Consider the following 23,911-nt stretch of genomic DNA (forward strand, 5'->3'; position numbering starts at 1 on the left):
CATCACAGGAGGCGAGTGTGCTCGATCGCTTGGGAATCCGCAGCCGGGTTCTGCTACTGGCCCTGCTGCCTGCCGGCCTGATGGCCCTGGTGCTGGGCAGTTACTTCACCTGGCTGCAACAGAACGACCTGCGCACCCAGCTGTTGCAACGCGGCAAGATGATCGCCGAGCAACTGGCGCCATTGGCTGCGCCCGCCATGGCCCGGCTTGCGCCCGCACAGCTGGAGCGCATTGCCGCGCAAACCCTGGAACAGGCCGACGTACGCGCCGTTGCCTTCCTGGCCCCGGACCGCACGCGCCTGGCACACGCCGGCCCGAGCATGCTCAACCAGCCTCCCAGCGGCGGTACCGGCACGCAATTGCTGCAGCGCAGCGGCAATGACGCCACCCGCTATTTGATGCCCGTATTCGGCCACCACCGCGACCTCGCCACCGATGCCGTGCCGGCCGAAGCCGAGCGCCTGCTGGGCTGGGTCGAGATCGAGCTGTCGCACGACGGCACCCTGCTGCGCGGTTACCGCAACCTGTTCACCAGCCTGCTTCTGATCCTCGCCTGCCTGGTGCTCAGCGGCCTGCTGGCGCTGCGCATGAGCCGCACCATCAACGACCCCATCGAACGCATCAAGCACGCAGTCAACCAGCTCAAGGACGGCCACCTCGAAGAACGCCTGCCGACCATGGGCAGCCATGAGCTGGACGAGCTCGCCCGCGGCATCAACCGCATGGCCGAAACCCTGCAGAACGCCCACGAAGAACTGCAGCACAGCATCGACCAGGCCACCGAAGACGTGCGCCAGAATCTGGAAACCATCGAAATCCAGAACATCGAGCTGGACATGGCGCGCAAGGAGGCCCTTGAGGCCAGCCGCATCAAGTCGGAATTCCTGGCCAACATGAGCCACGAGATCCGCACCCCGCTCAACGGCATCCTCGGCTTTACCCATCTGCTGCAGAAAAGCGAGCTGACGCCACGCCAGCTGGACTACCTGAACACCATCGAGAAGTCCGCCGACAACCTGTTGGGGATCATCAACGAGATCCTCGACTTCTCCAAGATCGAGGCCGGCAAGCTGGTGCTCGACAGCATTCCGTTCAACCTGCGCGACCTGATCCAGGATACCCTGACCATCCTCGCCCCGGCCGCCCACGCCAAGCAGCTGGAATTGCTTAGCCTGATCTACCGCGACACCCCTGCTTCGCTGATCGGCGACCCGCTGCGGCTCAAGCAGATCCTCACCAACCTGGTCAGCAACGCCATCAAGTTCACCCGCGAAGGCACCATCGTCGTGCGCGCCATGCTCGAAGACGAACACGAAGACAGCGCGCAGCTGCGCATCAGCGTGCAGGACACCGGTATCGGCCTGTCGCCGCAGGAGGTGCGCACGCTGTTCCAGGCCTTCAGCCAAGCCGACAACTCGCTGGCCCGCCAACCCGGCGGCACAGGGCTGGGGCTGGTGATTTCCAAGCGCCTGATCGAGCAGATGGGCGGCGAAATCGGTGTCGACAGCACCCCGGGCGAGGGCTCGCAGTTCTGGATCAGCCTTAACCTGCCCAAAGCCCACGACGACCTCGAGGAGCAGCCGATGCAGCCGCTGCTGGGCCGTCGCGCAGCCATCGTCGATGGCCACGAGCTGGCACGCCAGGCGCTGGAGCACCAACTGGAAGACTGCGGCCTCAGCGTTAGCCTGTTTGCTTCCTACGACCAGTTGCTGCAGGCGGTTCAGGCTGCCAGCCAGGCCGGCCTGCCGTTCGAGTTCGCCGTGCTCGGGGCCAACCTGGGCAACCTTTCGCCCGAGCAACTGGGCCACTACCACCTGCAACTCGAACGCTATCACTGCCAGTGCGTGGTGCTGTGCCCGACCACCGAGCAGGCGCTGTACCACCCGTACCTGCCCAACGGCCATGGCCAGTTGCTGTCAAAGCCCACCTGCACCCGCAAACTGCGCCGCCTGCTGATGGAACTGGTGCAACCGCGCCGCCCGCAGGGCGAGGCACAGAGCCTCAACGGCCAGCGCCAGCCGAAGGTCCTCTGCGTCGACGACAATGCCGCCAACCTGCTGCTGGTGCAGACCCTGCTCGAAGACCTGGGCGCCGAGGTGCTGGCCGTCGACAACGGCTATGCAGCGGTACAGGCCGTGCAGGCTGAACCGTTCGACCTGGTGCTGATGGACGTGCAGATGCCCGGCATGGACGGCCGTGTCTGCACCGAGCAGATCCGCCTTTGGGAAAACACCCAAAGTGGCAACCCATTGCCGATCGTCGCCCTTACCGCCCATGCCATGGCCAACGAAAAACGCGCCTTGCTGCACGCCGGCATGGACGACTACCTGACCAAGCCGATCAGCGAGCGGCAACTGGCCCAGGTGGTGATGAAGTGGACCGGCCTGAGCCTGGGCGTGCCGCAACAGGCGCAGGCCGAGCAAGCGACCAGCAGTGATGACCTGAAGGTGCTCGACCCCGAAGAAGGCCTGCGCCTGGCGGCGGGCAAGGCGGACCTGGCGGCCGACATGCTGAGCATGCTGCTTTCGTCGCTGGACGCGGACCGCGATGCCATACGCGCTGCTCGCGAGGCGGACGACCGCGACCGCCTGATAGAACAGGTACACCGCCTGAACGGTGCCTCGCGCTATTGCGGCGTGCCGCAGCTGCGCGCCGCGTGCCAGCGCAGCGAGACCTTGCTCAAGCAGGAACACCCACAGGCGCAGCAAGCGCTGGATGAGCTGGACGGCGCAATCAGCCGGCTGGCGGCGCAGGCCAGACTAAGTGCATGGCCGCTGCTGTGGCCTACACAGCATTTGTAGGAGGAGCCTCACCATGCGCACCCTGTTGTTCAGCAGCCAGCATTACGACCAGGAGAGCTTTACCCAGGCCGCCCGCGGCAGCGCGCTGGAGCTGCATTTCCAGCCCGCTCGCCTGACCCTCGACACCGCCGCCCTGGCCAGTGGCCATGAAGTTGTTTGCGCCTTTATCAATGACGAACTCGACGCCCCGGTGCTCCAGCGCCTGGCCGAAGGCGGCACACGCCTGATCGCCCTGCGTTCGGCCGGCTACAACCACGTCGACCTGGCCGCTGCCAAGCGCCTGGGCCTTGCGGTGGTACGCGTGCCGGCCTACTCGCCCCACGCCGTGGCCGAACACGCCGTGGCACTGATCCTGGCCCTCAACCGGCGCCTGCACCGGGCCTACAACCGCACCCGCGAAGGCGACTTCACCCTGCACGGGCTGACCGGTTTCGACCTGCATGGCAAAACCGTCGGCGTGGTCGGCACCGGCCAGATCGGCGTTGCCTTCGCCCGCATCATGGCCGGCTTCGGCTGCCAATTGCTGGCCTACGACCCTTACCCCAACCCGGAGCTGCTGGCCCTCGGCGCGCGCTACCTGACCTTGCCCGAATTGTTGCGCGAAGCCCGTATCATCAGCCTGCACTGCCCGCTGACCGAGCACACCCGGCACCTGATCAATGCACAAAGCCTGGCCCAGCTGCAGCCCGGCGCCATGCTGATCAATACGGGCCGTGGCGCACTGGTCGACACCCCGGCACTGATCGAGGCGCTGAAAAGCGGCCAGCTTGGCTACCTGGGCCTGGACGTCTACGAAGAAGAAGCCCAGCTGTTCTTCGAGGACCGCTCCGACCTGCCGCTGCAAGACGATGTGCTGGCCCGCCTGCTGACTTTCCCCAACGTGATCATCACTGCCCACCAGGCCTTCCTTACCCGCGAGGCGCTGGACGCCATTGCCGCGACCACGCTCGACAACATCAACCGCTGGGCGGCAGGCAATCCACAGAATCTGGTAATGGGTTAGTGCTAGGATACGCGGCATTTCTGGAGGACCCATGGTCGAGCACGATTTCCGCTACACCCTTTTCAACCCGCAACACACCCTGATCGAGTGCCGTGCACTGGTGCCGGGCCGCTATCAGGTCACCGGCAACGGTGGCTCGATGCATAAAGGCGACACCCTGCTGGTGACCCTCAAGGGCAGCAAGGATTTGTCCATGCGATTGACCGTGGACAGCGTGCGCCACTTGATCAATCCGCGCGGCCAGTGGGTCGCCGTGGCCAGCGGACCGGTGTTCAACGAACTGGAAATTCTCACCTGGCAGGTCGAGTGCGACAGCTGCGACGCTGTGCTGGATTTTGAATTTGCCGTGGACGCCAAGCTGGGCAAGAAAGCCCGTCAGCCCGCCGCCAGCGCACGCATTGCCGAACTGGGTTGGGCCAGCCGTGGCGAAAAACACCTGTGCCCGCGTTGCCAGGAGAGCGCCGAGTGAAGAATCTGCTGACCGGCGTGCTGATTGCCACCGGCCTGCTCGGCTGCGCCGCAGAACCTTCAAAGCTGCAGCAGGAGCGCAGCTACGTGCTGGAATGGATTGGCGAGCGCCCGCTGATCGACTACAGCCACCTGACCCTGACCTTGGCCAGCGATGGCCGCGCCTACGGCAATGGCGGCTGCAACCACTGGTTTGCGCCGTATACGCTGGAGGGCGAGCGCCTGAGCTTCGGCAAGGTAGGCAAGACCCGCAAGCTGTGCGCACCGGCGTTGATGGAGCAGGAAAAACGCTTTTTGCAGGCGCTGGAAACGGTAGAGCGCTGGGATGTGTCGCCGGTGGAGCAGATGCGCTTCTGGCCGGCCGAGGGCAAGCCACTGCGGTTCTGGCCTGAGGAAGGCTGACATCATGGGGGCTGCTTTGCAGCCCATCGCGGCACAAGGCCGCTCCTACAAGAACGCGCAACCCCCTGTAGGAGCGGCCTTGTGCCGCGATGGGCCGCTAAAGCGGCCCCAACTGCATCAGGCGCCTTTCAGGGCCTTGATCTTGGCCTGCAGCCCTTCCAGGGTCTGCTCACCCAGCAGCTGTTCGCGCACCTTGCCCTTGTCATCGATGATGTAGGTGACCGGCAACGCCTCGCTGCGCGGCAGGTCATAGCGCTCGGCCGGGTCCTGGGCCAGTACGGTAAAACCGATGCCCAGGGTTTCAGAGGCCTGTTTCAGGTCCTGCCCTTGCAAGCCATCGAAGTTCACCCCCACCACTTTGATACCATCGGCCGCCCACTGCTTGGCCGCCGCATTCAATTCCGGGATTTCGGTACGGCACGGTCCGCACCATTCGGCCCAATAGTTGAGCACCAGCCAGTGCCCTTCGATCTGTTCGGCCTTAACCGTATTACCGTGTTGGTCCACGCCATAATCGGCACCGCAACCACCGAGCAACAGGCTCGCGGTGATGGCCAGTACTGCTGCCAGACGCCTTGCCATGGGTCAATCCTTCTCGAGTTTTAAAGCAAATTGGTCAGTCGCTGCGGTTAGAATAGCCGCCACACCCAGCTGGATGCGACCCGACATGACTGACCTGACGCTCTATCATAACCCGCGCTGCTCGAAATCCCGCGGCGCGCTGGAACTGCTCGAAGCCCGTGGCCTCGCCCCGACCATCGTGCGTTATCTGGAAACCCCGCCCGACGCCGCCACGCTCAAGGCCCTGCTCGCCAAGCTGGGCATCGCCCCGCGCGAGCTGTTGCGTACCGGCGAGGACGAATACAAAACGCTGAACCTCGCCGACCCGGCGCTGACCGACGCACAATTGATTGATGCCATGGCCCAGCACCCTAAACTGATCGAACGGCCGATTCTGGTCGCTGGTGACAAGGCCGTGGTCGGCCGCCCGCCGGAAAAAGTGCTGGAGATCCTGCCGTGAGCGCGCCCTACATCCTGGTGCTTTACTACAGCCGCCATGGCTCGACCAGCGAAATGGCCCGTCACATCGCCCGCGGCATCGAACTGGCCGGCATGGAGGCGCGCCTGCGCACAGTGCCTGCTATCTCTACCGAATGTGAAGCGGTGGCACCGGACATTCCGGCCAGTGGTGCGCTGTACGCCACCCTGGACGACCTTCGCCACTGCGCGGGCCTGGTACTGGGCAGCCCGACCCGCTTTGGCAACATGGCAGCGCCGCTGAAGTACTTCCTGGATGGCACCAGCAGCCTGTGGCTGGGCGGTGAACTGGTCGGCAAGCCGGCGGGCGTGTTCACCTCTACCGCCAGTTTGCACGGTGGCCAGGAAACCACCCTGCTGTCGATGATGTTGCCGTTGATGCACCACGGCATGCTGGTGATGGGCCTGCCGTACAGTGAGTCGGCCTTGCTGGAAACCCGCGGCGGCGGCACCCCTTACGGCGCCAGCCACCATGCGGGGGCCGATGGCAAGCGTGAGCTTGATCAGCACGAAATTGCCCTGTGCCGCGCCCTGGGCCAACGCCTGGCGACCACGGCCAAGGCCCTGGAGGCCGCGCGTGGCTAAAAAGCCCAAGGTGTTGCCGCCGCTGGAATGGCTGGCACCGCGCCTGCGCCTGACACGGGCGTTGAGCCTGGCGTTTTTCTTCGGCCTGATCGGCCTGCTGCTGGTGAACAACCTGTGGTTCGCCAACCTGCATGGGGCGCGAGTCGGGGTGATTCTGGCAATCGAGCTGGTGCCACTGCTGCTGTTGTTACCGGGCATGCTGACAGGCAGCGCTCGGGCACATGCCTGGGCCTGTTTCGTGGTGAATATCTATTTCATCAAGGGCGTGCTGGCGGCGTTCGACCCGGCGCGGGCGGTGTTTGGCTGGGTTGAAGTGCTGGCGAGCCTGGGGTTGTTCATTGCCGGGCTGCTGTATGTGCGCTGGAAGTTCCAGCATGAGCGACGCATGGCGGGCGAAGGAAGTTGAATTCGGGGGCTGCCCTGCAGCCCCGACGATCTCAATGGTTGACGGTATGTGCCAGCATCACCGACAACTGGCACAGCGGCCGCCCACTTTCTTCATGCCACTGGTTGAACGCCTGTTGCACAAAGGCCAGGTCGCGTTGACTGGTCGGCTGCTTGTCGATCACCTTCTGTGCAATCAACGCCGCCGCCATGTCATCGGTAGGGATGAAGGTATCCTTGCCAACCATGCGCAAAAAGCGCGGCGCCGACAGCCCGCCCAGCTGGTTACCGTGCTTGGCCAGGTACTTCCACAAGCCGACAATGTCGGTCACCGGCCAGTCGGCGATGAAAGCGCCAAAGCTGCCCTTCTCCTTCGTCACGTCGAGGATCATCTGCGCATTGCGCGGTACGCTCCTGAGCTTGCCCAGGTGGCGGATGATGCGCTCGTCCTGCATCAGCCGCTCCAGGTGCTCGGCGCCCATCAGCACGACCTTCTCCGGGTCGAAGCCGAAAAACACCTGCTCGAATGCTGGCCACTTGGCATCCACCAAGCTGTGCTTGAGCCCCGCACGGAACACGCGCAGGGCCAGGGTCGACAGGTAGCGGTCGTCGCTGATACCGCGCAGTTGCACAGCTGTGCGCGGTTGCGGCAGGAAGGCCTCCAGCGCCTGGGCCGAGCCAAAGCGGTTCAGGCAGTACTCATGCAGCCACTGGTAATCGCGCATGGGCTCAGATGTTCAGCACGTCGAGGAAACGCGGCGTGGCGTTTTCGTCGATCTTCAGGCCGATGAAGTCGAACAGGTTGCGGTCGGCCAGTTGCGACGGCGCCACGTTCTGAAGGGCACGGAAGATGCTCTCGGTACGGCCCGGGTGCTTGCGCTCCCACTCCACCAGCATGTCCTTGACCACCTGGCGCTGCAGGTTTTCCTGCGAGCCACACAGGTTGCACGGGATGATCGGGAATTCCTTCATGTCCGAGTAGGCCTGGATGTCCTTCTCGCTGCAGTAGGCCAGCGGGCGGATCACCACATTGCGGCCGTCGTCGGCGCGCAGCTTTGGCGGCATGCCCTTGAGCGCACCATTGAAGAACATGTTGAGGAAGAAGGTTTCGACAATATCGTCGCGGTGGTGCCCCAGCGCCATCTTGGTCGCGCCGATTTCGTCGGCGAAGGTGTACAGGGTGCCACGGCGCAGGCGCGAGCACAGCGAACACGTGGTCTTGCCCTCGGGTACCAGCTCCTTGACCACCGAGTAGGTGTCTTTCTCGACGATGTGGTACTCGACGCCCAGCTCTTTGAGGTAGGCCGGCAGCACGTGCTCAGGGAAGCCTGGCTGCTTCTGGTCCATGTTCACCGCGACGATCTCGAACTTGATCGGTGCCACCTTCTGCAGGTGCAACAGAACGTCGAGCATGGTGTAGCTGTCCTTGCCGCCAGACAGGCAGACCATGACCTTGTCGCCATCCTCGATCATGTTGAAGTCGGTGATGGCTTCGCCGGCGAGACGACGCAGGCGTTTTTGCAGTTTGTTCTGGTTGACCGAGAGGGTGCCCATAGCGCTTGGATCCGCGAGGTGTGACAAAAGCCGACTATTTTACGCACAAACGCAGCATCGCTGTAGGCATTCCGATAAAGACTTCGATGTAATCAACAGCCCCCCTGACAGCGCAATTTGCTCTAAAAAGCGCGGTTCGTGCCGGTAGCCGCTTCCTATACTGCGACATAAGGCCACATTACCGCTTGCATCGGTGTTCGGGCCTCGGGCCGCTTGCGCTCCATCTGGGGGGCGTTTGGCAACATTGAGAGGAGTGATCGGCATGATTCATCACGTTGTGGGGCTGTTTACCCATCCCGATCAGGAATGGCGGGAAATTCGTGGCGAAGAAGAAACCATCAGCCACATGTACCTGACGCACACCTTGATCCTGGCGGCGATCCCTGCCGTTTCCGCATTCATCGGCACTACCCAGGTGGGCTGGGTAATCGGTGACCGGCCAGCCGTGATGCTCACCATGGAAAGCGCCATCTGGATGAGCATCATGTCGTACCTGGCCATGCTCGGCGGGGTGGCGGTAATGGGCGCGTTCATCCACTGGATGGCCCGCACCTACGATGCCAATCCGTCCATGGCACAGTGCATCGCCTTTGCCACCTACACCGCCACACCGTTGTTCATCGGCGGCTTGGCGGCGCTGTACCCGCACCTTTGGCTGGGCATGCTGATCGGCACTGCTGCTATCTGCTACACGGTGTACCTGCTGTATGTCGGCTTGCCGACGTTCATGAACATACCGTCCGACGAAGGCTTCCTGTTCTCCAGCTCGGTGCTGGCAGTGGGCCTTGTGGTACTGGTGGCGATCATGGCTGCCACGGTAATTATCTGGGGACTGGGCGTGGGGCCCGTCTACACCAACTAGAACAGACTCAACCAACACTGGGGCATCAACCAGGGGCCGCCGCAAGGCGGCCTCTGGCTGTGCGCAGACCGGTGGCACGGCAGGCCGCCGATGCTTGCGGCATAATGCCCGGTCAGGAGAACCGCCCCACCATGCCCGAGCTGCTCAAACAACGCGTCGAAACCTGTTACCAGCAAGCCGAAACCTTTTTCAAACGCCCCTTCCCGCGCCCGGAAGTCAGCTTCAAGCTGCGCGGGCAAAAAGCCGGCGTCGCCCACCTGCACGAGAACCTGCTGCGCTTCAACCTGCAGCTTTACCGGGAAAATCAGGAAGACTTCCTGCGCCAGACCGTTGCCCACGAAGTGGCGCACCTGGTGGCCCACCAGTTGTTTGGCGACCGTATCCAGGCTCATGGCGAAGAGTGGCAATTGATCATGCGCGGGGTGTATGAGCTGCCACCCAACCGTTGCCACAACTATGAAGTGCAACGGCGCGTGGTAACCCGCTACATCTACCGCTGCCCTTGCCCGCAGGGTGATTTCCCGTTTACCGCACAGCGGCACAAGCTGGTGCGCCAGGGGCGGCGGTACCTGTGCAAACGCTGCCGGGAGATTCTGGTGTACAGCGGCGAAACTCGCGTCGAATAGGGGCCGGCCTCATCGCCGGCAAGCCCGCGAAAAGGCCGGCACAAGCAATGCAAAAATCACCGGCATAAGAAAGGCGACCCGGGGTCGCCTTCTAGTACCAGCCTGCGTCTTACTTCTCGACGAAGGCACGCTCGATCAGGTAGTCACCCGGCTCGCGCATGCGGGCGGAGACTTTCAGGCCGAAGCTGTCCAGCACTTCGCTGGTCTCGTCGAGCATGCTCGGGCTGCCGCAGATCATCGCACGGTCGTCCTGCGGGTTGATCGGTGGCAGGCCGATGTCGCTGAACAGCTTGCCGCTGCGCATCAGGTCGGTCAGGCGACCCTGGTTTTCGAAAGGCTCGCGGGTCACGGTCGGGTAGTAGATCAGCTTGTCGCGGACCGACTCACCGAAGAACTCGTTCTGCGGCAGGTGCTCGGTGATGAACTCGCGATAAGCCACTTCGTTCACGTAACGCACGCCGTGTACCAGGATCACTTTTTCGAAGCGCTCGTAGGTTTCCGGGTCCTGGATGACGCTCATGAACGGCGCCAGGCCAGTGCCGGTGCTCAGCAGGTACAGGTGCTTGCCCGGGTTCAGGTCGTCGAGCACCAAGGTACCGGTAGGCTTCTTGCTGATGATGATCTCATCGCCTTCCTTCAGGTGCTGCAGCTGCGAGGTCAGCGGGCCATCAGGCACCTTGATGCTGAAGAACTCCAGGTGCTCTTCCCAGTTCGGCGAGGCGATGGAATAGGCACGCATGAGCGGACGGCCGCTTTCCTGCTGCAAGCCGATCATCACGAACTGACCGTTCTCGAAGCGCAGCCCCGGGTCGCGGGTGCACTTGAAGCTGAACAGGGTGTCGTTCCAGTGGTGCACACTGAGGACACGTTCGTGGTTCATGTTGCTCATCGATGGGGCTCCTGAAGAAAAACGCGGCGCGCAAAACGCGCAGTTGCGCGATAGTTTAGGGGCAGCGACAATATCTGTTAACTGGATTATCAAGATATGTGTTATCGGTTATATCGATATGCGATTCACACTCCGTCAACTGCAAGTCTTCGTCGCCGTCGCACAGCACCAAAGCGTCTCCCGGGCCGCTAGCCTGCTGGCGTTGTCGCAATCGGCCGCCAGCACTTCCATCACCGAACTGGAGCGGCAATCGAGCTGCCAGCTGTTCGACCGTGCCGGCAAGCGCCTGGCGCTCAACGCCCTGGGCCATCAACTGTTGCCACAGGCGGTGGCCCTGCTCGACCAGGCCAAGGAAATCGAAGACCTGCTTAACGGCAAGTCCGGTTTCGGTTCGCTGGCGGTCGGCGCCACATTGACCATCGGCAACTACCTGGCCACCCTGCTGATCGGCAGCTTCATGCAGACCCACCCGGAAAGCCAGGTCAAGCTGCATGTACAGAACACAGTGCATATCGTGCAACAGGTCGCGCACTACGAAATTGATCTGGGTCTAATCGAAGGTGACTGCAACCACCCCGACCTGGAAGTGCAGCCGTGGGTCGAGGACGAACTGGTGGTGTTCTGCGCGCCGCAGCATCCACTGGCCAAGCCGGGCCGGGCTGATATCGAAAGCCTGTCGCAAGAGGCGTGGATATTACGCGAGCAAGGCTCAGGCACGCGCCTGACCTTCGACCAGGCCATGCGCCACCACCGCGCCAACCTCAACATCCGCCTGGAGCTGGAACACACTGAAGCAATCAAACGCGCGGTGGAGTCGGGCCTGGGGATTGGCTGCATTTCGCGCCTGGCCCTGCGGGACGCCTTCCGCCGGGGAAGCCTGGTACCGGTGGAAACCCCGGAACTGGACCTGATGCGCCAGTTCTATTTCATCTGGCACAAACAGAAGTACCAGACCTCGGCCATGCGCGAGTTTCTGGAACTGTGCCGCAACTTCACCGCGGGCTATACCCGCAGTGATGAAATCGTGCTGCCGCCGATCGCTTAAAGCAGGATCACACCCCACACCAACGCCACCATGGTCAGTGCCACCAGTTGCGCGGCGCTGCCCATGTCCTTGGCGTTTTTCGACAGCGGGTGGCGCTCCAGCGAGATACGGTCGATGGCCGCCTCCACCGCCGAGTTGAACAGCTCGACGATCAGCCCCAACAGGCACACCGCAATCATGATCGCCCGCTCGGCACGGCTGACCGGCAGCCAGAAGGCAATCGGGATCAGCAGCACGTTAAGCAGCACCAGCTGGCGGAATGCGGCCTCACCCTTGAAGGCGGCACGCAGGCCATCCAGCGAGTAGCCGGCGGCGTTGAAGATACGTTTCAGGCCGGTCTGGCCCTTGAATGGCGATGTCATGTGAGTCACTTCACAACAGAAAGGCCAGCAGACTAGACCGGCTCGGGTCAAAAAAGCGTGAAGCCACGCGCAGTCAGTTGCTGGCAACCGATTCAAGTTGTTGCAGCAGCAGCGCGGCCTGGGTGCGGGTACGCACGCCCAGCTTGCGGAATATTGCGGTCACGTGGGCCTTGATCGTGGCCTCGGAGACACTCAGTTCATACGCGATCTGCTTGTTCAGCAGGCCTTCACAGACCATGGTCAGCACGCGGAACTGCTGCGGCGTGAGGCTGGCCAGCCCCTCGCTTGCGGCCTTGGCCTCGGCCGAGACATCGACCTTTTCGAACGCCTGCGGCGGCCACCAGACCTCGCCATCGAGCACCTTGCGCACGGCATCCTGGATCACTTCGAGGGTGCTGGACTTGGGAATGAAGCCACTGGCGCCAAACTCGCGGGACTTGACCACCACCGCGGCCTCCTCCTGTGCCGACACCATCACCACAGGGATCTGCGGGTATTGCCCGCGCAGCAGTACCAGCCCGGAAAAACCATAAGCACCCGGCATGTTCAAGTCCAGCAGCACCAGGTCCCAGTCGGCTTTTTCGCTCAGGCGGGTTTCCAGTTCGGCAATGCTCGCGACTTCGACCAGGCGCACATCCGGGCCCAGGCCGAGGGTAACGGCCTGGCGCAGGGCGCCACGAAACAACGGGTGGTCATCGGCAATCAGGATTTCGTAAGTGGCCATCGATCTAAGGATCCTGTTCTATGCCAGACGCTCGGGGAAGAGAAGCGCCCGGCGGGGAATCGGCGCCAAGGATGTCGAGCACGGTCAAGGATGGTCAAGCCATTCGCCCTGCCGTCTCGCCCCCCTGGCTGCCAGCCCCGTCATTATGAACCAAAGCAGGGGTTGTGCCCCTTGGACTATAGGAAGGTATGCAAACGCTGATGGGTGTCGTCCTGATCATCCAGCGGCAGGCGCCGCTTGCCGCTCAGGTAATGCAGGCTGAACACATCCAGGTAGGCATCCAGCGCCTGCGAGGCCTGGCTGTCGCCGGCCAGGTCCAGGCACATGGCTGCGACCTCTGCCGTGCAGAAGTGATCGTCGCGCTTGGAGCGCCGCAGGCGATAGCGCGACATCTGCTCGGCCTGCAGGCTCAACACCGGAAAGCGGTCCAGGTACGGGCTTTTGCGGAACATCTTGCGGGCTTCGGTCCAGGTGGCATCCAGCAGGATGAACAGCGGGCGCTTGCCCGGCTCGCGCACCACCTCGCTGACTACCCGCTGCTCGGCCACGAACTCACCGGGGAAGACGATATAGGGCTGCCAGCGCGGGTCGTCCAGCAGGGCCAGCAAGCGCTCGTCGACCGAGGTGCGCTGCCAGCCGAAGGCCCAGGTGTCTTCGATCAGGTCGGCAATAAGCCAGCCGGTGTTGGTGGGCTTCAACGGTTCGGTGTCATGCATCAGCAGGCACACACCAGACTCGGCCTGCACCCGAGGCTTCCAGGCACACAGGCAATGGGTGGCGATGACCCGGCAATCCGCGCAGCGCTCGGCACGCGAGCCACGGGCGATGAAAGGCTTGTTGCTGCGGGCCAGGCGTTCGGCGCGCAGCCGCGCTACCGCGTGGCTCATGCCGGCAGGCCTCTGGGAAGGTAGGAAATGGGCACAAGGATGACTCGGAAAAAACAAGGCGCCCAGTTTAGCAGAACAGGGGCCATTTACTGTGCAGCTGGCGAGGTGCCCCTTATAATCGACGCTTACCGTGCCCGAACCTCGCGCTCGCGCGACTTTCACGGAACGCCGTCGACCGGCGCATGTCAAAGCGCCAGTCATCGAACCAGGAGAGATTCATGCTGCGCCTTATCGTCCCCGCCCTGAGCCTGCTACTCGCTCTGCCCCTGGCAGCCCAGGCAGCCTCCAAGCAGGATTACGACCTCAACAGGACATTGCAGAAGGTTGCCAAAGAAAGCAGCGTCGGTACCCCGCGCGCGATCAACGAGGACATCCTCGACCAAGGCTACACCGTGGAAGGCAAGGCACTGGTCAACCACCTGAGCGTACGCCAGAGCCACGCCGAGCGCATGCAGGCCAATCCCGCGCAGGTACGCAGCCAGCTGGGCGACAGCGTGTGCCGCAACAGCGGCTTTCGCAACCTGATGTCCAAGGGCGCGGTCATGGTCTATCGCTTCACGGTGTACAAGACCAACCAGCCGATCATGGACCAGGCATTCGACAGTGCCAGCTGCATGGCCGGCAACACGAAGAAGTAACAGCAGCTGTTCAAGCTATACCTTCTCGTCGTCGCGGGCGCGCCAGCGCCCATCGGCCGCATCGGCGCGCATCTCGGCCAATAACGCCTGCAAGTAGCGCGACTGGCACTCCAGCCCCGCCAACCTGCGGCAGCACTCGTCCTCAAGGCTCAAGTGATGCACCTGAGCCGCACTCTCCAGCTGCTGGTAGAGCTGCCGGTCAATCTCGATGATCAAGCGATGCATACCGCCACCTCCTGCATCGATACGTTTCGCTTTACCAGTTAACCAAACCCCTGCTGCCGGTGGCCACATACCGACGGGCGGCTGCGCCAAACAGCCCGGCACGATCCTGCGCAAGGGTCTAGATTGAGGTCAGAGGTATTGGTGCAGAAGGAGACGTTGCATGCCTTACCAAGCGAATGAACTGCTGTTCAGCCACTTCCGTGACAACCATATCGACCTGAGCAACATCGACGCACAACTTCAACTGGTAGCCCCCGACAGCCCCAACCTGCCGCTGTACCGCGACATGATGCTGACCATCCTGCGCATGGCCCATGACGACAGCGACCGCTGGAGCGCCAAGATCACCCTGCAGGCGCTGCGCGAACTGGACCAATCGTTCCGCACCCTGCAGCGCTACAAGGGCCGGCGCAAGGTGACCGTGTTCGGCTCGGCACGCACCCCGCTGGAGCACCCGATGTACGCCCTGGCCCGCGAGTTGGGCGCTACCCTGGCGCGCTCCGACCTGATGGTCATCACCGGTGCCGGCGGCGGCATCATGGCTGCCGCCCACGAAGGCGCTGGCAGCGACCACAGCCTGGGTTTCAACATCACCCTGCCCTTCGAGCAACACGCCAACCCCACCGTGGGCGGCACCGACAAGCTGCTGCCCTTCCATTTCTTCTTTATCCGTAAGCTGTTCTTCGTCAAGGAGGCCGATGGCCTGGTGCTGTGCCCGGGCGGCTTCGGCACCCTGGATGAAGCACTCGAAGTGCTGACGCTGATCCAGACCGGCAAGAGCCCCTTGGTGCCGGTGGTGCTGCTGGACTCGCCCGGCGGCAGCTTCTGGCGCGACTGCCTGGACTTCATCAGCCGCCAGCTGGAAGAAAACCGCTACATCCTGCCCAGCGACCTGAAGCTGGTGCGCCTGGTGCACAGTGCCGATGAGGCCGTGGAGGAAATCAACCAGTTCTACAGCAACTACCACTCCAGCCGCTGGCTGAAGAACCAGTTCGTGATCCGCATGCACCACCCGCTCAGCGAAGCAGCGCTGTTTGATATTCAGGAAGGCTTTGCCGACTTGCGCCTGAGTGGCAAGTATCACCAGCAAGCGGATAGCAGTGCCGAACATGAAGTGGGCAACTTCAACCATTTGACCCGGCTGTCATTCGCCTTCAATGGCCGCGACCAGGGCCGGCTGCGCGAGCTGGTGGATTTCATCAACTTGCCGGAAAACTGGGCCAAGCCTCAGCCAATGCATACCACGCAGCGGGCCAGGGAGGCGTTGAAGGTGAGCTGATGCCGCTTGAGATTCGCCTGCTGCACTGTACCTGTGTGAGCGGGCGAGCCCGCTCCCACATGGATTGCGTCAGCTTTCTGATTTCAAGTCAGACCTTAAACCATGCGAGACCGCCTACAACTGCAGATCTGGTGGTCAGTAATCGTCGAGATCACGTCCACTGAGCAGGCGGCCGATCATGTCCATGGGGAAACCCCGGTAAGCCAGAAAACGGGTTTGCTGGGCACGGCTGCGCGGATCCTGCGGGTGCTGCCCGGCAAACTTGCGCTGCCACACATCACGCATGCGCTCGCGCCAGTCCACCTCGCTCTCGCGCAATGCCTGCTCGATATCAGCACGCGCCAGGCCACGCTGGCCCAGCTCCTCACGAATACGCGAAGGGCCATAGCCAGCGCTGGAACGGTACCTGATGAAGCTTTCGAGGTAGCGGGCTTCGCAAAGCAGCCCTTCTTCGGCGAGCCGGTCGAGCTCAGGCTCGATCAGCTCATCCGAAGCGCCGCGCTGACGCAACTTGCGCGTCAGCTCGACGCGACCGTGCTCACGTCGCGCAAGCAGGTCCATGGCTGTCCGCCGAATGGCGACGGGGGTGTCGAGTACGGCGGACATATTGGCTATCTACCGCGCAATCAATAACCGGCTTCGGCGTCAGCCACATCGTCGGCACTGGCATCAACGGCGGCAGCTTTGTTGGCTTCAGCGGCAGCACCTGCTTTCAGCAGCTTCTCACGAATCTGCTTCTCGATCTCGGTACCAATAGCCGGGTTCTCCGCCAGGTATTTGGCAGCGTTGGCTTTGCCCTGACCGATCTTGTTGCCCTGGTAGGCGTACCAGGCACCCGACTTCTCAATCAGGCCTTGGGACACACCCAGGTCAATGATCTCGCCATTACGGTAAATACCTTTGCCGTACAGAATCTGGAACTCGGCCTGACGGAACGGCGGCGAAACCTTGTTCTTGACGATCTTGACGCGGGTTTCGCTACCGACCACCTCGTCGCCTTCCTTGACCGCACCGGTACGGCGGATGTCCAGACGCACCGAGGCGTAGAACTTCAGGGCGTTACCACCGGTGGTGGTTTCCGGGCTGCCGAACATCACGCCGATCTTCATACGGATCTGGTTGATGAAGATGACCAGGCAGTTGGCGTTCTTGATGTTACCGGTGATCTTGCGCAGCGCCTGGGACATCAGGCGAGCCTGCAGGCCCACGTGCATGTCACCCATTTCGCCTTCGATCTCGGCCTTGGGTACCAGCGCGGCCACGGAGTCGACGATGATCACGTCAACGGCGTTGGAGCGCACCAGCATGTCGGTGATTTCCAGGGCCTGTTCGCCGGTGTCTGGCTGCGAGACCAGCAGGTCGTCGACGTTGACGCCCAGCTTGCCGGCGTACTCAGGGTCGAGGGCGTGTTCGGCATCGACGAAGGCGCAGGTGGCACCGCTTTTCTGGGCTTCGGCGATGACCGACAGGGTCAGCGTGGTCTTACCCGACGATTCCGGGCCATAGATCTCGACGATACGGCCTTTTGGCAGGCCGCCGATGCCAAGGGCAATATCCAGGCCCAGGGAGCCGGTGGAGATGGCCGGAATGCCTTGGCGCTCCTGGTCACCCATGCGCATGACTGCGCCTTTGCCGAATTGGCGTTCGATCTGACCCAGGGCCGCAGCCAAGGCGCGTTTCTTGTTGTCGTCCATTGAAATCCTCACGTGTTCGACTTGGCCCTGATGGCCGGAATACCTGTATAAGTAGCCAGTATTATTCCACAGGCAGGCGCCCGCGCAAACCCCTGTCGTCGATTTACTCGGCACCAAGCTGTAACAAGCCGTCTAACGCGGCGCTCACCGTCTGTCGGCGCACCGCTTCGCGGTCACCGTCGAACTGGCGGCGCTCGCTGAACACCCGGTTGCCGTCACCCCAGGCCAGCCATACGGTACCTACCGGTTTGGCCGGCGAACCACCGTCCGGCCCGGCCACGCCGCTCACCGCCACGGCGAAGCGCGCGCCGCTGGCGGCCTGGGCACCGCGTACCATGGCTTCGACCACTTCCTGGCTGACTGCGCCCACCTGGCCGAACAAGGCCTCGGGCACGCCCAACAGGCGGGTTTTCTGGGCGTTGGAATATGTCACGTAGCCAACCTCGAACCAGGCCGAGCTGCCAGGTATACGGGTGATGGCTTCGGCAATGCCACCGCCGGTGCAGGATTCGGCGGTAGCCACCTGTGCATTGAAACGGCGCAGGTGTTCACCCAGGCGGGTGGCGAGTGTGGTGATCGGGTCCATGTCGGGCTCCTGGAAGGCTGCACCTACCCTACCAGCTTGTGTGTTTCACTGATATTCGGCCAGATCGCGAAGCCTGCGACCACAACGGCAGCAGGCCTGCCGTGAAATGACGATTTCGCCGACAAACACGCGCTCGACTTCGACAGGCTTGTGCCTGTACAGCCGGCACAGCACAAGCCTGAGCCATTCGGTCATATCAGAAGTTCAACCGAAGCACGGTGCGCCAGATGTTCTTCGCCGGTGAACGACGATGCTTGGCCCAGTTGCGCTCCCACCATTCATCTTCATTGCGTACCACCTGCTCCAGATCACTGCCGGTAACAGCGGCCGCATGCTGGCGGAACATCATGGGGAATACGCAGTGCTGGCGGATCCTGTGTTTGACCACTACATCCACCGGCGTGCCATCGTAGGGCGTATCGGCCAGGATCCGGCAGCCTTGGCGCGACAACACATAGGCGTGCAACGCGACCACCCGCCCCCTGGCGATGAACGGAAACCAGGTCAGCCACGTCCGCCCCATGGAGTAGCCCAGGTGCAGAGCCTCGAAAGGCCGCTTCTGCATGAAGCGGTTTACCCAGCGAACCCGGGTAGCCGTAAATTCATAGGCCTTGGCATCGTCCTCGAAAATCAAAATTCTATCCAGGCCGTTTTCCAGCGCATGGCGAGCCAGTTGCTGATGCGACTCGTAGCAACCACGCGCGGGATCGCTGTTTTTCTGGACGACATGAAAAACCACCTCATTGTCCAGCTGCTGACCGATAGTTTCTGTGAATAGTTTACGCCGGTCACCCCGGGTATCGAGAGAGATGCAAAAAACTGCATCGACATCAAATCGAATTCGGCTCACTGCTTTAATCAACCCGATTGCAATAACTGTTAAGTGGGTCACACGCCACCGCAGTCGATTCCGGCAGGTCTTCCCTGATGTTAAAAAGCCGCCAATTCTCCATGGGGACGCCGTACTGTCAATATGCCCTCACTCCAATCCTGGCCAGGACGTGCAGGTACTGCCCGTGCGGTTGCCGTGGTACCCTATGCGGCTTGAAAAATCAGGTGGGTCTCGGCGCCGCGCACGCAACACGGAACGCCCCAATTTGCCCCACAATGTTGAGACCTACTTTCTAAGCCTTTAATGAATAAAGCAATTTCCGATCTTTCCGCACACACCCCGATGATGCAGCAGTACTGGAAGCTGAAGAACCAGCACCCGGACCAGCTGATGTTCTACCGCATGGGCGACTTCTACGAAATCTTCTACGAAGATGCGAAGAAGGCCGCAAAACTGCTGGACATCACCCTGACCGCGCGCGGCCAGTCGGCCGGCCAGTCCATCCCCATGTGCGGGATTCCGTTCCATTCGCTGGAAGGCTACCTGGCCAAGCTGGTCAAGCTGGGCGAATCGGTGGTGATCTGCGAACAGATTGGCGACCCGGCCACCAGCAAGGGCCCGGTGGAGCGCCAGGTGGTGCGCATCATCACCCCAGGCACGGTCAGCGACGAGGCGCTGCTGGACGAGCGTCGCGACAACCTGATTGCCGCGCTGCTTGGTGACGAACGCCTGTTCGGCCTGGCCGTGCTGGACATCACCAGCGGCAATTTCAGCGTGCAGGAAATCAAAGGCTGGGAGAACCTGCTGGCCGAGCTTGAGCGCCTCAACCCGGTCGAGCTGCTGATCCCTGACGACTGGCCACGCGACCTGCCCGCCGAAAAACGCCCGGGCGCCCGCCGCCGTGCACCGTGGGACTTCGACCGCGATTCGGCGCGCAAGGCCCTGTGCCAGCAGTTCGCGACCAAGGACCTCAAGGGCTTTGGCTGCGACAAGCTGACCCTGGCCATCGGCGCCGCCGGCTGCCTGCTGACCTACGCCAAGGAAACCCAGCGCACCGCCCTGCCGCACCTGCGCAGCCTGCGCCACGAACGCCTGGACGACACGGTCATCCTCGATGGCGCCAGCCGTCGCAACCTGGAGCTGGACGTCAACCTGGCGGGCGGGCGGGACAACACCCTGCAATCGGTGGTCGACCGCTGCCAGACTGCCATGGCCAGCCGCTTGCTGAGCCGGTGGCTGAACCGCCCGTTGCGCGACCTCAAGGTATTGCAGGCACGCCAGGACTCGATCCGCTGCCTGCTCGACAGCTACAGCTTCGAGAAGCTGCAGCCGCAGCTGAAAGAAATTGGCGACATCGAGCGGATCCTCGCCCGAATCGGCCTGCGCAATGCCCGCCCTCGCGACCTGGCGCGCCTGCGCGATGCATTGGGTGCCTTGCCCGAACTGCAGAATGCCATGAGCGAGCTGGAGGCGCCGCACCTTGCGCGCCTGGCGGCCATTACCGGCACCTATCCGGAACTGGCCAGCCTGCTGGAGCGGGCGATCATCGACAACCCGCCAGCGGTGATCCGCGATGGCGGCGTACTCAAGACCGGCTATGACAACGAGCTGGACGAGCTGCTGGCGATCAGCGAGAACGCCGGCCAGTTCCTGATCGACCTGGAAACCCGTGAAAAGGCCCGCACCGGCCTTGCCAACCTCAAGGTCGGCTACAACCGCGTGCACGGCTACTTCATCGAGCTGCCGACCAAGCAGGCCGAGCAGGCGCCGGGCGACTACATCCGCCGTCAGACCCTCAAGGGCGCCGAGCGCTTCATCACCCCCGAGCTGAAAGTGTTCGAGGACAAGGCGCTGTCGGCCAAGAGCCGCGCCCTGGCCCGTGAGAAGATGCTCTACGACGCCCTGCTGGAAACCCTGATCAGCCACCTGGCGCCGCTGCAAGACAGCGCCGCCGCCCTGGCCGAACTGGATGTGCTCAGCAACCTGGCCGAACGTGCGCTGAACCTCGACCTGAACTGCCCGCGCTTCGTCGACGAGCCGTGCCTGCGTATCGAGCAAGGCCGCCACCCGGTCGTGGAGCAGGTACTGACCACGCCGTTCGTGGCCAACGACCTGGGCCTGGACAACAGCACGCGCATGCTGATCATCACCGGCCCGAACATGGGCGGTAAGTCCACTTACATGCGCCAGACCGCCCTGATCGTGCTGCTGGCGCACATCGGCAGCTTCGTGCCGGCGGCCAGCTGCGAACTGTCGCTGGTCGACCGCATCTTCACCCGCATCGGCTCCAGCGACGATCTGGCCGGCGGGCGTTCGACCTTCATGGTCGAGATGAGCGAAACCGCCAACATCCTGCACAACGCGACCGACCGCAGCCTTGTGCTGATGGACGAAGTGGGCCGCGGCACCAGTACGTTCGACGGCCTGTCACTGGCATGGGCTGCCGCCGAGCGCCTGGCCCAGTTGCGCGCCTATACCCTGTTCGCCACCCACTACTTCGAGCTCACCGTGCTGCCGGAGAATGAGCCGCTGGTGGCCAACGTGCACCTGAATGCAACCGAGCACAACGAGCGCATCGTGTTCCTGCACCATGTACTGCCTGGCCCTGCCAGCCAGAGCTACGGCTTGGCCGTGGCACAACTGGCCGGCGTGCCGGGGGTCGTGATCCAGCGTGCTCGCGAACACCTGGCGCGCCTGGAAACCACCAGCCTGCCCCATGAACACGCCCCGGCCGAAAAGGCCAGGGATGTGCCACAGGTACCGCACCAAAGCGATCTGTTTGCCAGCCTGCCACACCCGGCCATCGAGAAGCTGGGCAAACTCCAGCTGGACGACATGACCCCGCGCCAAGCTATCGAAATGCTATATCAACTAAAGAACCTGTTATAACGGCGCCCACTACAAGCTGGTAGAATCCGCCGCGGTTTGCTGGTGCTGCAGGTTATTAGCCTGGCCTGCAGCCACATACCTGTAAACCGCGCGGCCCTGAGAGGAAGGGCCGCCGCCGTCGCCTGAGGAGAGAACTAGAAATGACCTTCGTCGTCACCGACAACTGCATCAAATGCAAATACACCGACTGCGTGGAAGTCTGTCCGGTGGACTGCTTCTACGAAGGCCCGAACTTCCTGGTGATTCACCCGGACGAGTGCATCGATTGCGCGCTGTGCGAACCGGAATGCCCGGCACAAGCCATCTTCTCGGAAGACGAAATCCCTGCCGGGATGGAGAACTTCATCGAGCTGAACGCCGAACTGGCGGAAGTCTGGCCAAACATCACCGAGCGTAAGGATGCCTTGCCTGACGCTGAAGAGTGGGACGGCAAGACTGGCAAGATTGCAGACCTGGAGCGCTGATAGCGCCCGGACACGAAAAAGGCCCCTCGGGGCCTTTTTTGTTTTTCTGCGGGCAAAAAAAGGGGCGGTTTGACCCGCCCACATTTTTTTCCGTAGTCCCTGCTTGTCCCAAACATCTTCCTGATGAAATCGCTTCTTGCGATGTCCTTGGCCTTCGTCCTGAATGCCTGTGCATGTCCCTGTGCACAGTTCGAATACTAGCGGGTTCAGCCGGGCGGGCAAGCGCGAGACCTCACAAGGTATTACAGGGGACACATTTCCTCACAGCCGAATAAGCCATGCTTTTCAATGGGTTGTAAAAATACCGGGGCTGAAAACGACAATGATTTACTGCGACTTGCATAGATAGCTTACAAAACAAGTAAGAAAAGGCTTACACGCAATGTCACTGGGGTAGCGCAGTACACATTAGATATCTGTTTTACCCGGCAGATTTTGGGGGCTGCTTTGCAGCCCATTCGCAGCACAAGGCTGCTCCTACATGAGACCGTGATTGCCTACATGATCGCGTATCCCTGTAGGAGCAGCCTTGTGCTGCGAATGGGGCGCGCAGCGCCCCCGACATTCTCAAATGACACACACAAAAACGCCCCGAGGTCATCGGGGCGTTTTGTGTGACAGGCCTTCGCTACTGGAACAGCGACTCGCTGGACAGGCCGTTCTTCTCAAGGATCTCTCGCAAGCGCTTGAGCCCCTCTACCTGGATCTGCCGTACCCGTTCCCGGGTCAAGCCAATCTCCAGGCCTACGTCCTCGAGGGTGCTGCTCTCATGCCCACGCAGGCCAAAGCGACGCACTACCACTTCCCGCTGTTTGTCAGTCAGCTCGCCCAGCCACTGGTCGATGCTCTGCGACAGGTCGTCATCCTGCAGCAGTTCGCATGGGTCGGTGGGGCGGTCGTCAGTCAAGGTGTCGAGCAGGGTCTTGTCCGAGTCCGGGCCAAGCGACACATCCACCGAAGACACCCGCTCGTTCAGGCCCAGCATGCGCTTGACCTCGGCGACCGGCTTCTCCAGCAGCGTGGCGATTTCTTCCGGGGAGGGTTCGTGGTCGAGTTTCTGGGTCAGCTCGCGTGCGGCGCGCAAGTAGACGTTCAGTTCCTTGACCACGTGGATGGGGAGGCGGATGGTGCGGGTCTGGTTCATGATCGCCCGTTCGATGGTCTGGCGAATCCACCAGGTCGCATAGGTCGAGAACCGGAAACCACGCTCAGGGTCGAACTTCTCGACCGCACGGATCAACCCCAGGTTGCCCTCCTCGATCAGGTCGAGCAGCGACAGGCCGCGGTTCACGTAACGACGGGCAATTTTTACAACCAGGCGCAGGTTGCTTTCGATCATGCGCTTGCGGCCAGCGGGGTCGCCCTTCTGCGACAGGCGCGCAAAGTGCACTTCTTCTTCCGGCGAAAGCAGCGGCGAGAAGCCGATCTCGTTGAGATACAACTGGGTGGCATCCAGCGCCCGGGTGTAATCGATGTATTTGTGTTGCTTGAGCGAAGAGCCCGACTTGGCCCTCGTCCGAACCGAAGATACAGCAGGTTCGTCTGACACCACATCCGTTTCCAAAACGATGCCCGTCTCCATGAGGAGGACGTCATCGTCGATGTCAAACTCCGGCACTTCTTTACTGAGAGCCATTGTTATAGTCCTTTGCTGAGTTCGAACTCAGACTCGAG

The 23,911-nt window shown here is 62.2% G+C and carries 28 protein-coding genes; 14 read left to right on the plus strand and 14 right to left on the minus strand.

The features are described from left to right. The first annotated feature begins 17 nt into the window (after positions 1-17). The 4 genes from E8E78_RS18695 to E8E78_RS18710 are packed head-to-tail and all read left to right on the plus strand — an operon-like array spanning position 18 to position 4,674. On the plus strand, positions 18-2,801 hold the full coding sequence (locus E8E78_RS18695) for a response regulator (protein WP_197864784.1): 2,784 nt from the start codon (positions 18-20) through the stop codon (positions 2,799-2,801). Positions 2,802-2,814: 13 nt separating this feature from the next. Next, positions 2,815-3,804, plus strand: a complete 990-nt coding sequence (locus tag E8E78_RS18700; RefSeq protein WP_049276296.1) for a 2-hydroxyacid dehydrogenase — start codon at positions 2,815-2,817, stop codon at positions 3,802-3,804. A gap of 31 nt (positions 3,805-3,835) precedes the next feature. Then, on the plus strand, positions 3,836-4,273 hold the full coding sequence (locus E8E78_RS18705) for a hypothetical protein (RefSeq protein ID WP_016501120.1): 438 nt from the start codon (positions 3,836-3,838) through the stop codon (positions 4,271-4,273). After that, positions 4,270-4,674: an META domain-containing protein gene (locus E8E78_RS18710; protein ID WP_041167849.1), complete on the plus strand. Its 405-nt coding sequence runs from the start codon at positions 4,270-4,272 to the stop codon at positions 4,672-4,674. The genes E8E78_RS18705 and E8E78_RS18710 overlap by 4 nt, the downstream gene beginning before the upstream one ends. A gap of 117 nt (positions 4,675-4,791) precedes the next feature. Here E8E78_RS18710 and E8E78_RS18715 read toward each other — a convergent pair whose 3' ends face one another. Continuing rightward, positions 4,792-5,256, minus strand: coding sequence for a TlpA disulfide reductase family protein (locus E8E78_RS18715; protein WP_059396235.1), 465 nt, complete (start codon positions 5,254-5,256; stop codon positions 4,792-4,794). 85 nt (positions 5,257-5,341) lie between these two features. On the opposite strand from E8E78_RS18715, the gene arsC reads away from it, so the two are divergent. From arsC to E8E78_RS18730, 3 genes are read left to right on the plus strand one after another with little or no spacing between them, the layout of a single operon-like run. Next, the gene (gene arsC, locus E8E78_RS18720) at positions 5,342-5,695 is read left to right on the plus strand and encodes an arsenate reductase (glutaredoxin) (protein ID WP_016501123.1); all 354 of its coding nucleotides are present in this window, start codon (positions 5,342-5,344) and stop codon (positions 5,693-5,695) included. Beyond that, positions 5,692-6,297 carry an NAD(P)H:quinone oxidoreductase gene (gene wrbA, locus E8E78_RS18725; RefSeq protein WP_016501124.1) on the plus strand — a complete coding sequence of 202 codons (606 nt, stop codon included), beginning with the start codon at positions 5,692-5,694 and terminating at the stop codon, positions 6,295-6,297. The genes arsC and wrbA overlap by 4 nt, the downstream gene beginning before the upstream one ends. After that, positions 6,290-6,703: a DUF2069 domain-containing protein gene (locus E8E78_RS18730; protein ID WP_016501125.1), complete on the plus strand. Its 414-nt coding sequence runs from the start codon at positions 6,290-6,292 to the stop codon at positions 6,701-6,703. The genes wrbA and E8E78_RS18730 overlap by 8 nt, the downstream gene beginning before the upstream one ends. Before the next feature lie 31 nt (positions 6,704-6,734). On the opposite strand, the gene E8E78_RS18735 is transcribed toward E8E78_RS18730, so the two are convergent. Continuing rightward, positions 6,735-7,406: a DNA-3-methyladenine glycosylase I gene (locus E8E78_RS18735; protein ID WP_049276294.1), complete on the minus strand. Its 672-nt coding sequence runs from the start codon at positions 7,404-7,406 to the stop codon at positions 6,735-6,737. Positions 7,407-7,410: 4 nt separating this feature from the next. Beyond that, the gene (gene ttcA, locus E8E78_RS18740) at positions 7,411-8,235 is read right to left on the minus strand and encodes a tRNA 2-thiocytidine(32) synthetase TtcA (protein WP_016501127.1); all 825 of its coding nucleotides are present in this window, start codon (positions 8,233-8,235) and stop codon (positions 7,411-7,413) included. A 262-nt stretch (positions 8,236-8,497) separates the two neighbouring features. On the opposite strand from ttcA, the gene E8E78_RS18745 reads away from it, so the two are divergent. Then, entirely contained in the window at positions 8,498-9,097 is a 600-nt protein-coding gene (locus E8E78_RS18745; RefSeq protein ID WP_016501128.1) for a Yip1 family protein, read from the plus strand. Positions 9,098-9,228: 131 nt separating this feature from the next. Continuing rightward, positions 9,229-9,723 carry a SprT family zinc-dependent metalloprotease gene (locus tag E8E78_RS18750; RefSeq protein WP_016501129.1) on the plus strand — a complete coding sequence of 165 codons (495 nt, stop codon included), beginning with the start codon at positions 9,229-9,231 and terminating at the stop codon, positions 9,721-9,723. Between the two features lie 109 nt (positions 9,724-9,832). On the opposite strand, the gene fpr is transcribed toward E8E78_RS18750, so the two are convergent. Further along, positions 9,833-10,612 carry a ferredoxin-NADP reductase gene (fpr, locus tag E8E78_RS18755; protein ID WP_016501130.1) on the minus strand — a complete coding sequence of 260 codons (780 nt, stop codon included), beginning with the start codon at positions 10,610-10,612 and terminating at the stop codon, positions 9,833-9,835. A 118-nt stretch (positions 10,613-10,730) separates the two neighbouring features. Here fpr and finR point away from each other — a divergent pair, with 118 nt between their 5' ends. Then, entirely contained in the window at positions 10,731-11,657 is a 927-nt protein-coding gene (gene finR, locus E8E78_RS18760) for a LysR family transcriptional regulator FinR (RefSeq protein WP_016501131.1), read from the plus strand. Here finR and E8E78_RS18765 read toward each other — a convergent pair. From E8E78_RS18765 to E8E78_RS18775, 3 genes are all read right to left on the minus strand, one after another. Beyond that, positions 11,654-12,019 carry a diacylglycerol kinase gene (locus E8E78_RS18765; protein ID WP_010952700.1) on the minus strand — a complete coding sequence of 122 codons (366 nt, stop codon included), beginning with the start codon at positions 12,017-12,019 and terminating at the stop codon, positions 11,654-11,656. The genes finR and E8E78_RS18765 overlap by 4 nt on opposite strands. A gap of 73 nt (positions 12,020-12,092) precedes the next feature. Next, positions 12,093-12,743: a response regulator transcription factor ErdR gene (erdR, locus tag E8E78_RS18770; protein ID WP_003252375.1), complete on the minus strand. Its 651-nt coding sequence runs from the start codon at positions 12,741-12,743 to the stop codon at positions 12,093-12,095. 176 nt (positions 12,744-12,919) lie between these two features. Next, positions 12,920-13,630: a tRNA-uridine aminocarboxypropyltransferase gene (locus E8E78_RS18775; RefSeq protein WP_016501134.1), complete on the minus strand. Its 711-nt coding sequence runs from the start codon at positions 13,628-13,630 to the stop codon at positions 12,920-12,922. A gap of 218 nt (positions 13,631-13,848) precedes the next feature. Here E8E78_RS18775 and E8E78_RS18780 point away from each other — a divergent pair, with 218 nt between their 5' ends. Continuing rightward, on the plus strand, positions 13,849-14,268 hold the full coding sequence (locus E8E78_RS18780) for a quorum-sensing-regulated virulence factor family protein (RefSeq protein ID WP_049276292.1): 420 nt from the start codon (positions 13,849-13,851) through the stop codon (positions 14,266-14,268). A 15-nt stretch (positions 14,269-14,283) separates the two neighbouring features. Here the strand turns inward: E8E78_RS18780 and E8E78_RS18785 are convergent, their stop codons facing one another. After that, the gene (locus E8E78_RS18785) at positions 14,284-14,493 is read right to left on the minus strand and encodes a hypothetical protein (protein ID WP_049276291.1); all 210 of its coding nucleotides are present in this window, start codon (positions 14,491-14,493) and stop codon (positions 14,284-14,286) included. A 160-nt stretch (positions 14,494-14,653) separates the two neighbouring features. Between E8E78_RS18785 and E8E78_RS18790 the strand changes: the two genes are divergently transcribed. Further along, positions 14,654-15,772, plus strand: a complete 1,119-nt coding sequence (locus tag E8E78_RS18790; protein WP_049276290.1) for an LOG family protein — start codon at positions 14,654-14,656, stop codon at positions 15,770-15,772. Between the two features lie 135 nt (positions 15,773-15,907). Here the strand turns inward: E8E78_RS18790 and recX are convergent, their stop codons facing one another. From recX to E8E78_RS18815, 5 genes are all read right to left on the minus strand, one after another. Beyond that, entirely contained in the window at positions 15,908-16,378 is a 471-nt protein-coding gene (gene recX, locus E8E78_RS18795) for a recombination regulator RecX (protein WP_016501138.1), read from the minus strand. Between the two features lie 20 nt (positions 16,379-16,398). After that, a complete protein-coding gene (gene recA, locus E8E78_RS18800; RefSeq protein WP_016501139.1) occupies positions 16,399-17,466 on the minus strand; it encodes a recombinase RecA in 1,068 nt (355 codons plus the stop codon). 103 nt (positions 17,467-17,569) lie between these two features. Next, complete coding sequence (locus tag E8E78_RS18805) at positions 17,570-18,052, minus strand: CinA family protein (RefSeq protein WP_049275392.1); 483 nt, start codon at positions 18,050-18,052, stop codon at positions 17,570-17,572. A gap of 45 nt (positions 18,053-18,097) precedes the next feature. Continuing rightward, a complete protein-coding gene (locus tag E8E78_RS18810; protein WP_155403406.1) occupies positions 18,098-18,247 on the minus strand; it encodes a hypothetical protein in 150 nt (49 codons plus the stop codon). Between the two features lies 1 nt (position 18,248). Further along, positions 18,249-18,902 (minus strand): hypothetical protein, encoded by a 654-nt coding sequence (locus tag E8E78_RS18815; RefSeq protein ID WP_059396236.1) that lies wholly within the window; start codon positions 18,900-18,902, stop codon positions 18,249-18,251. 297 nt (positions 18,903-19,199) lie between these two features. Here E8E78_RS18815 and mutS point away from each other — a divergent pair, with 297 nt between their 5' ends. Further along, positions 19,200-21,773, plus strand: coding sequence for a DNA mismatch repair protein MutS (gene mutS / locus E8E78_RS18820; RefSeq protein ID WP_016501142.1), 2,574 nt, complete (start codon positions 19,200-19,202; stop codon positions 21,771-21,773). 140 nt (positions 21,774-21,913) lie between these two features. After that, on the plus strand, positions 21,914-22,237 hold the full coding sequence (fdxA, locus tag E8E78_RS18825) for a ferredoxin FdxA (protein WP_012270863.1): 324 nt from the start codon (positions 21,914-21,916) through the stop codon (positions 22,235-22,237). Positions 22,238-22,865: 628 nt separating this feature from the next. On the opposite strand, the gene rpoS is transcribed toward fdxA, so the two are convergent. Beyond that, a complete protein-coding gene (rpoS, locus tag E8E78_RS18830) occupies positions 22,866-23,873 on the minus strand; it encodes an RNA polymerase sigma factor RpoS (RefSeq protein WP_009686059.1) in 1,008 nt (335 codons plus the stop codon). Between the last annotated feature and the right edge of the window lie 38 nt (positions 23,874-23,911).

Source organism: Pseudomonas sp. BN505 (genome assembly GCF_029873175.1).
GTDB lineage: Bacteria > Pseudomonadota > Gammaproteobacteria > Pseudomonadales > Pseudomonadaceae > Aquipseudomonas > Aquipseudomonas putida.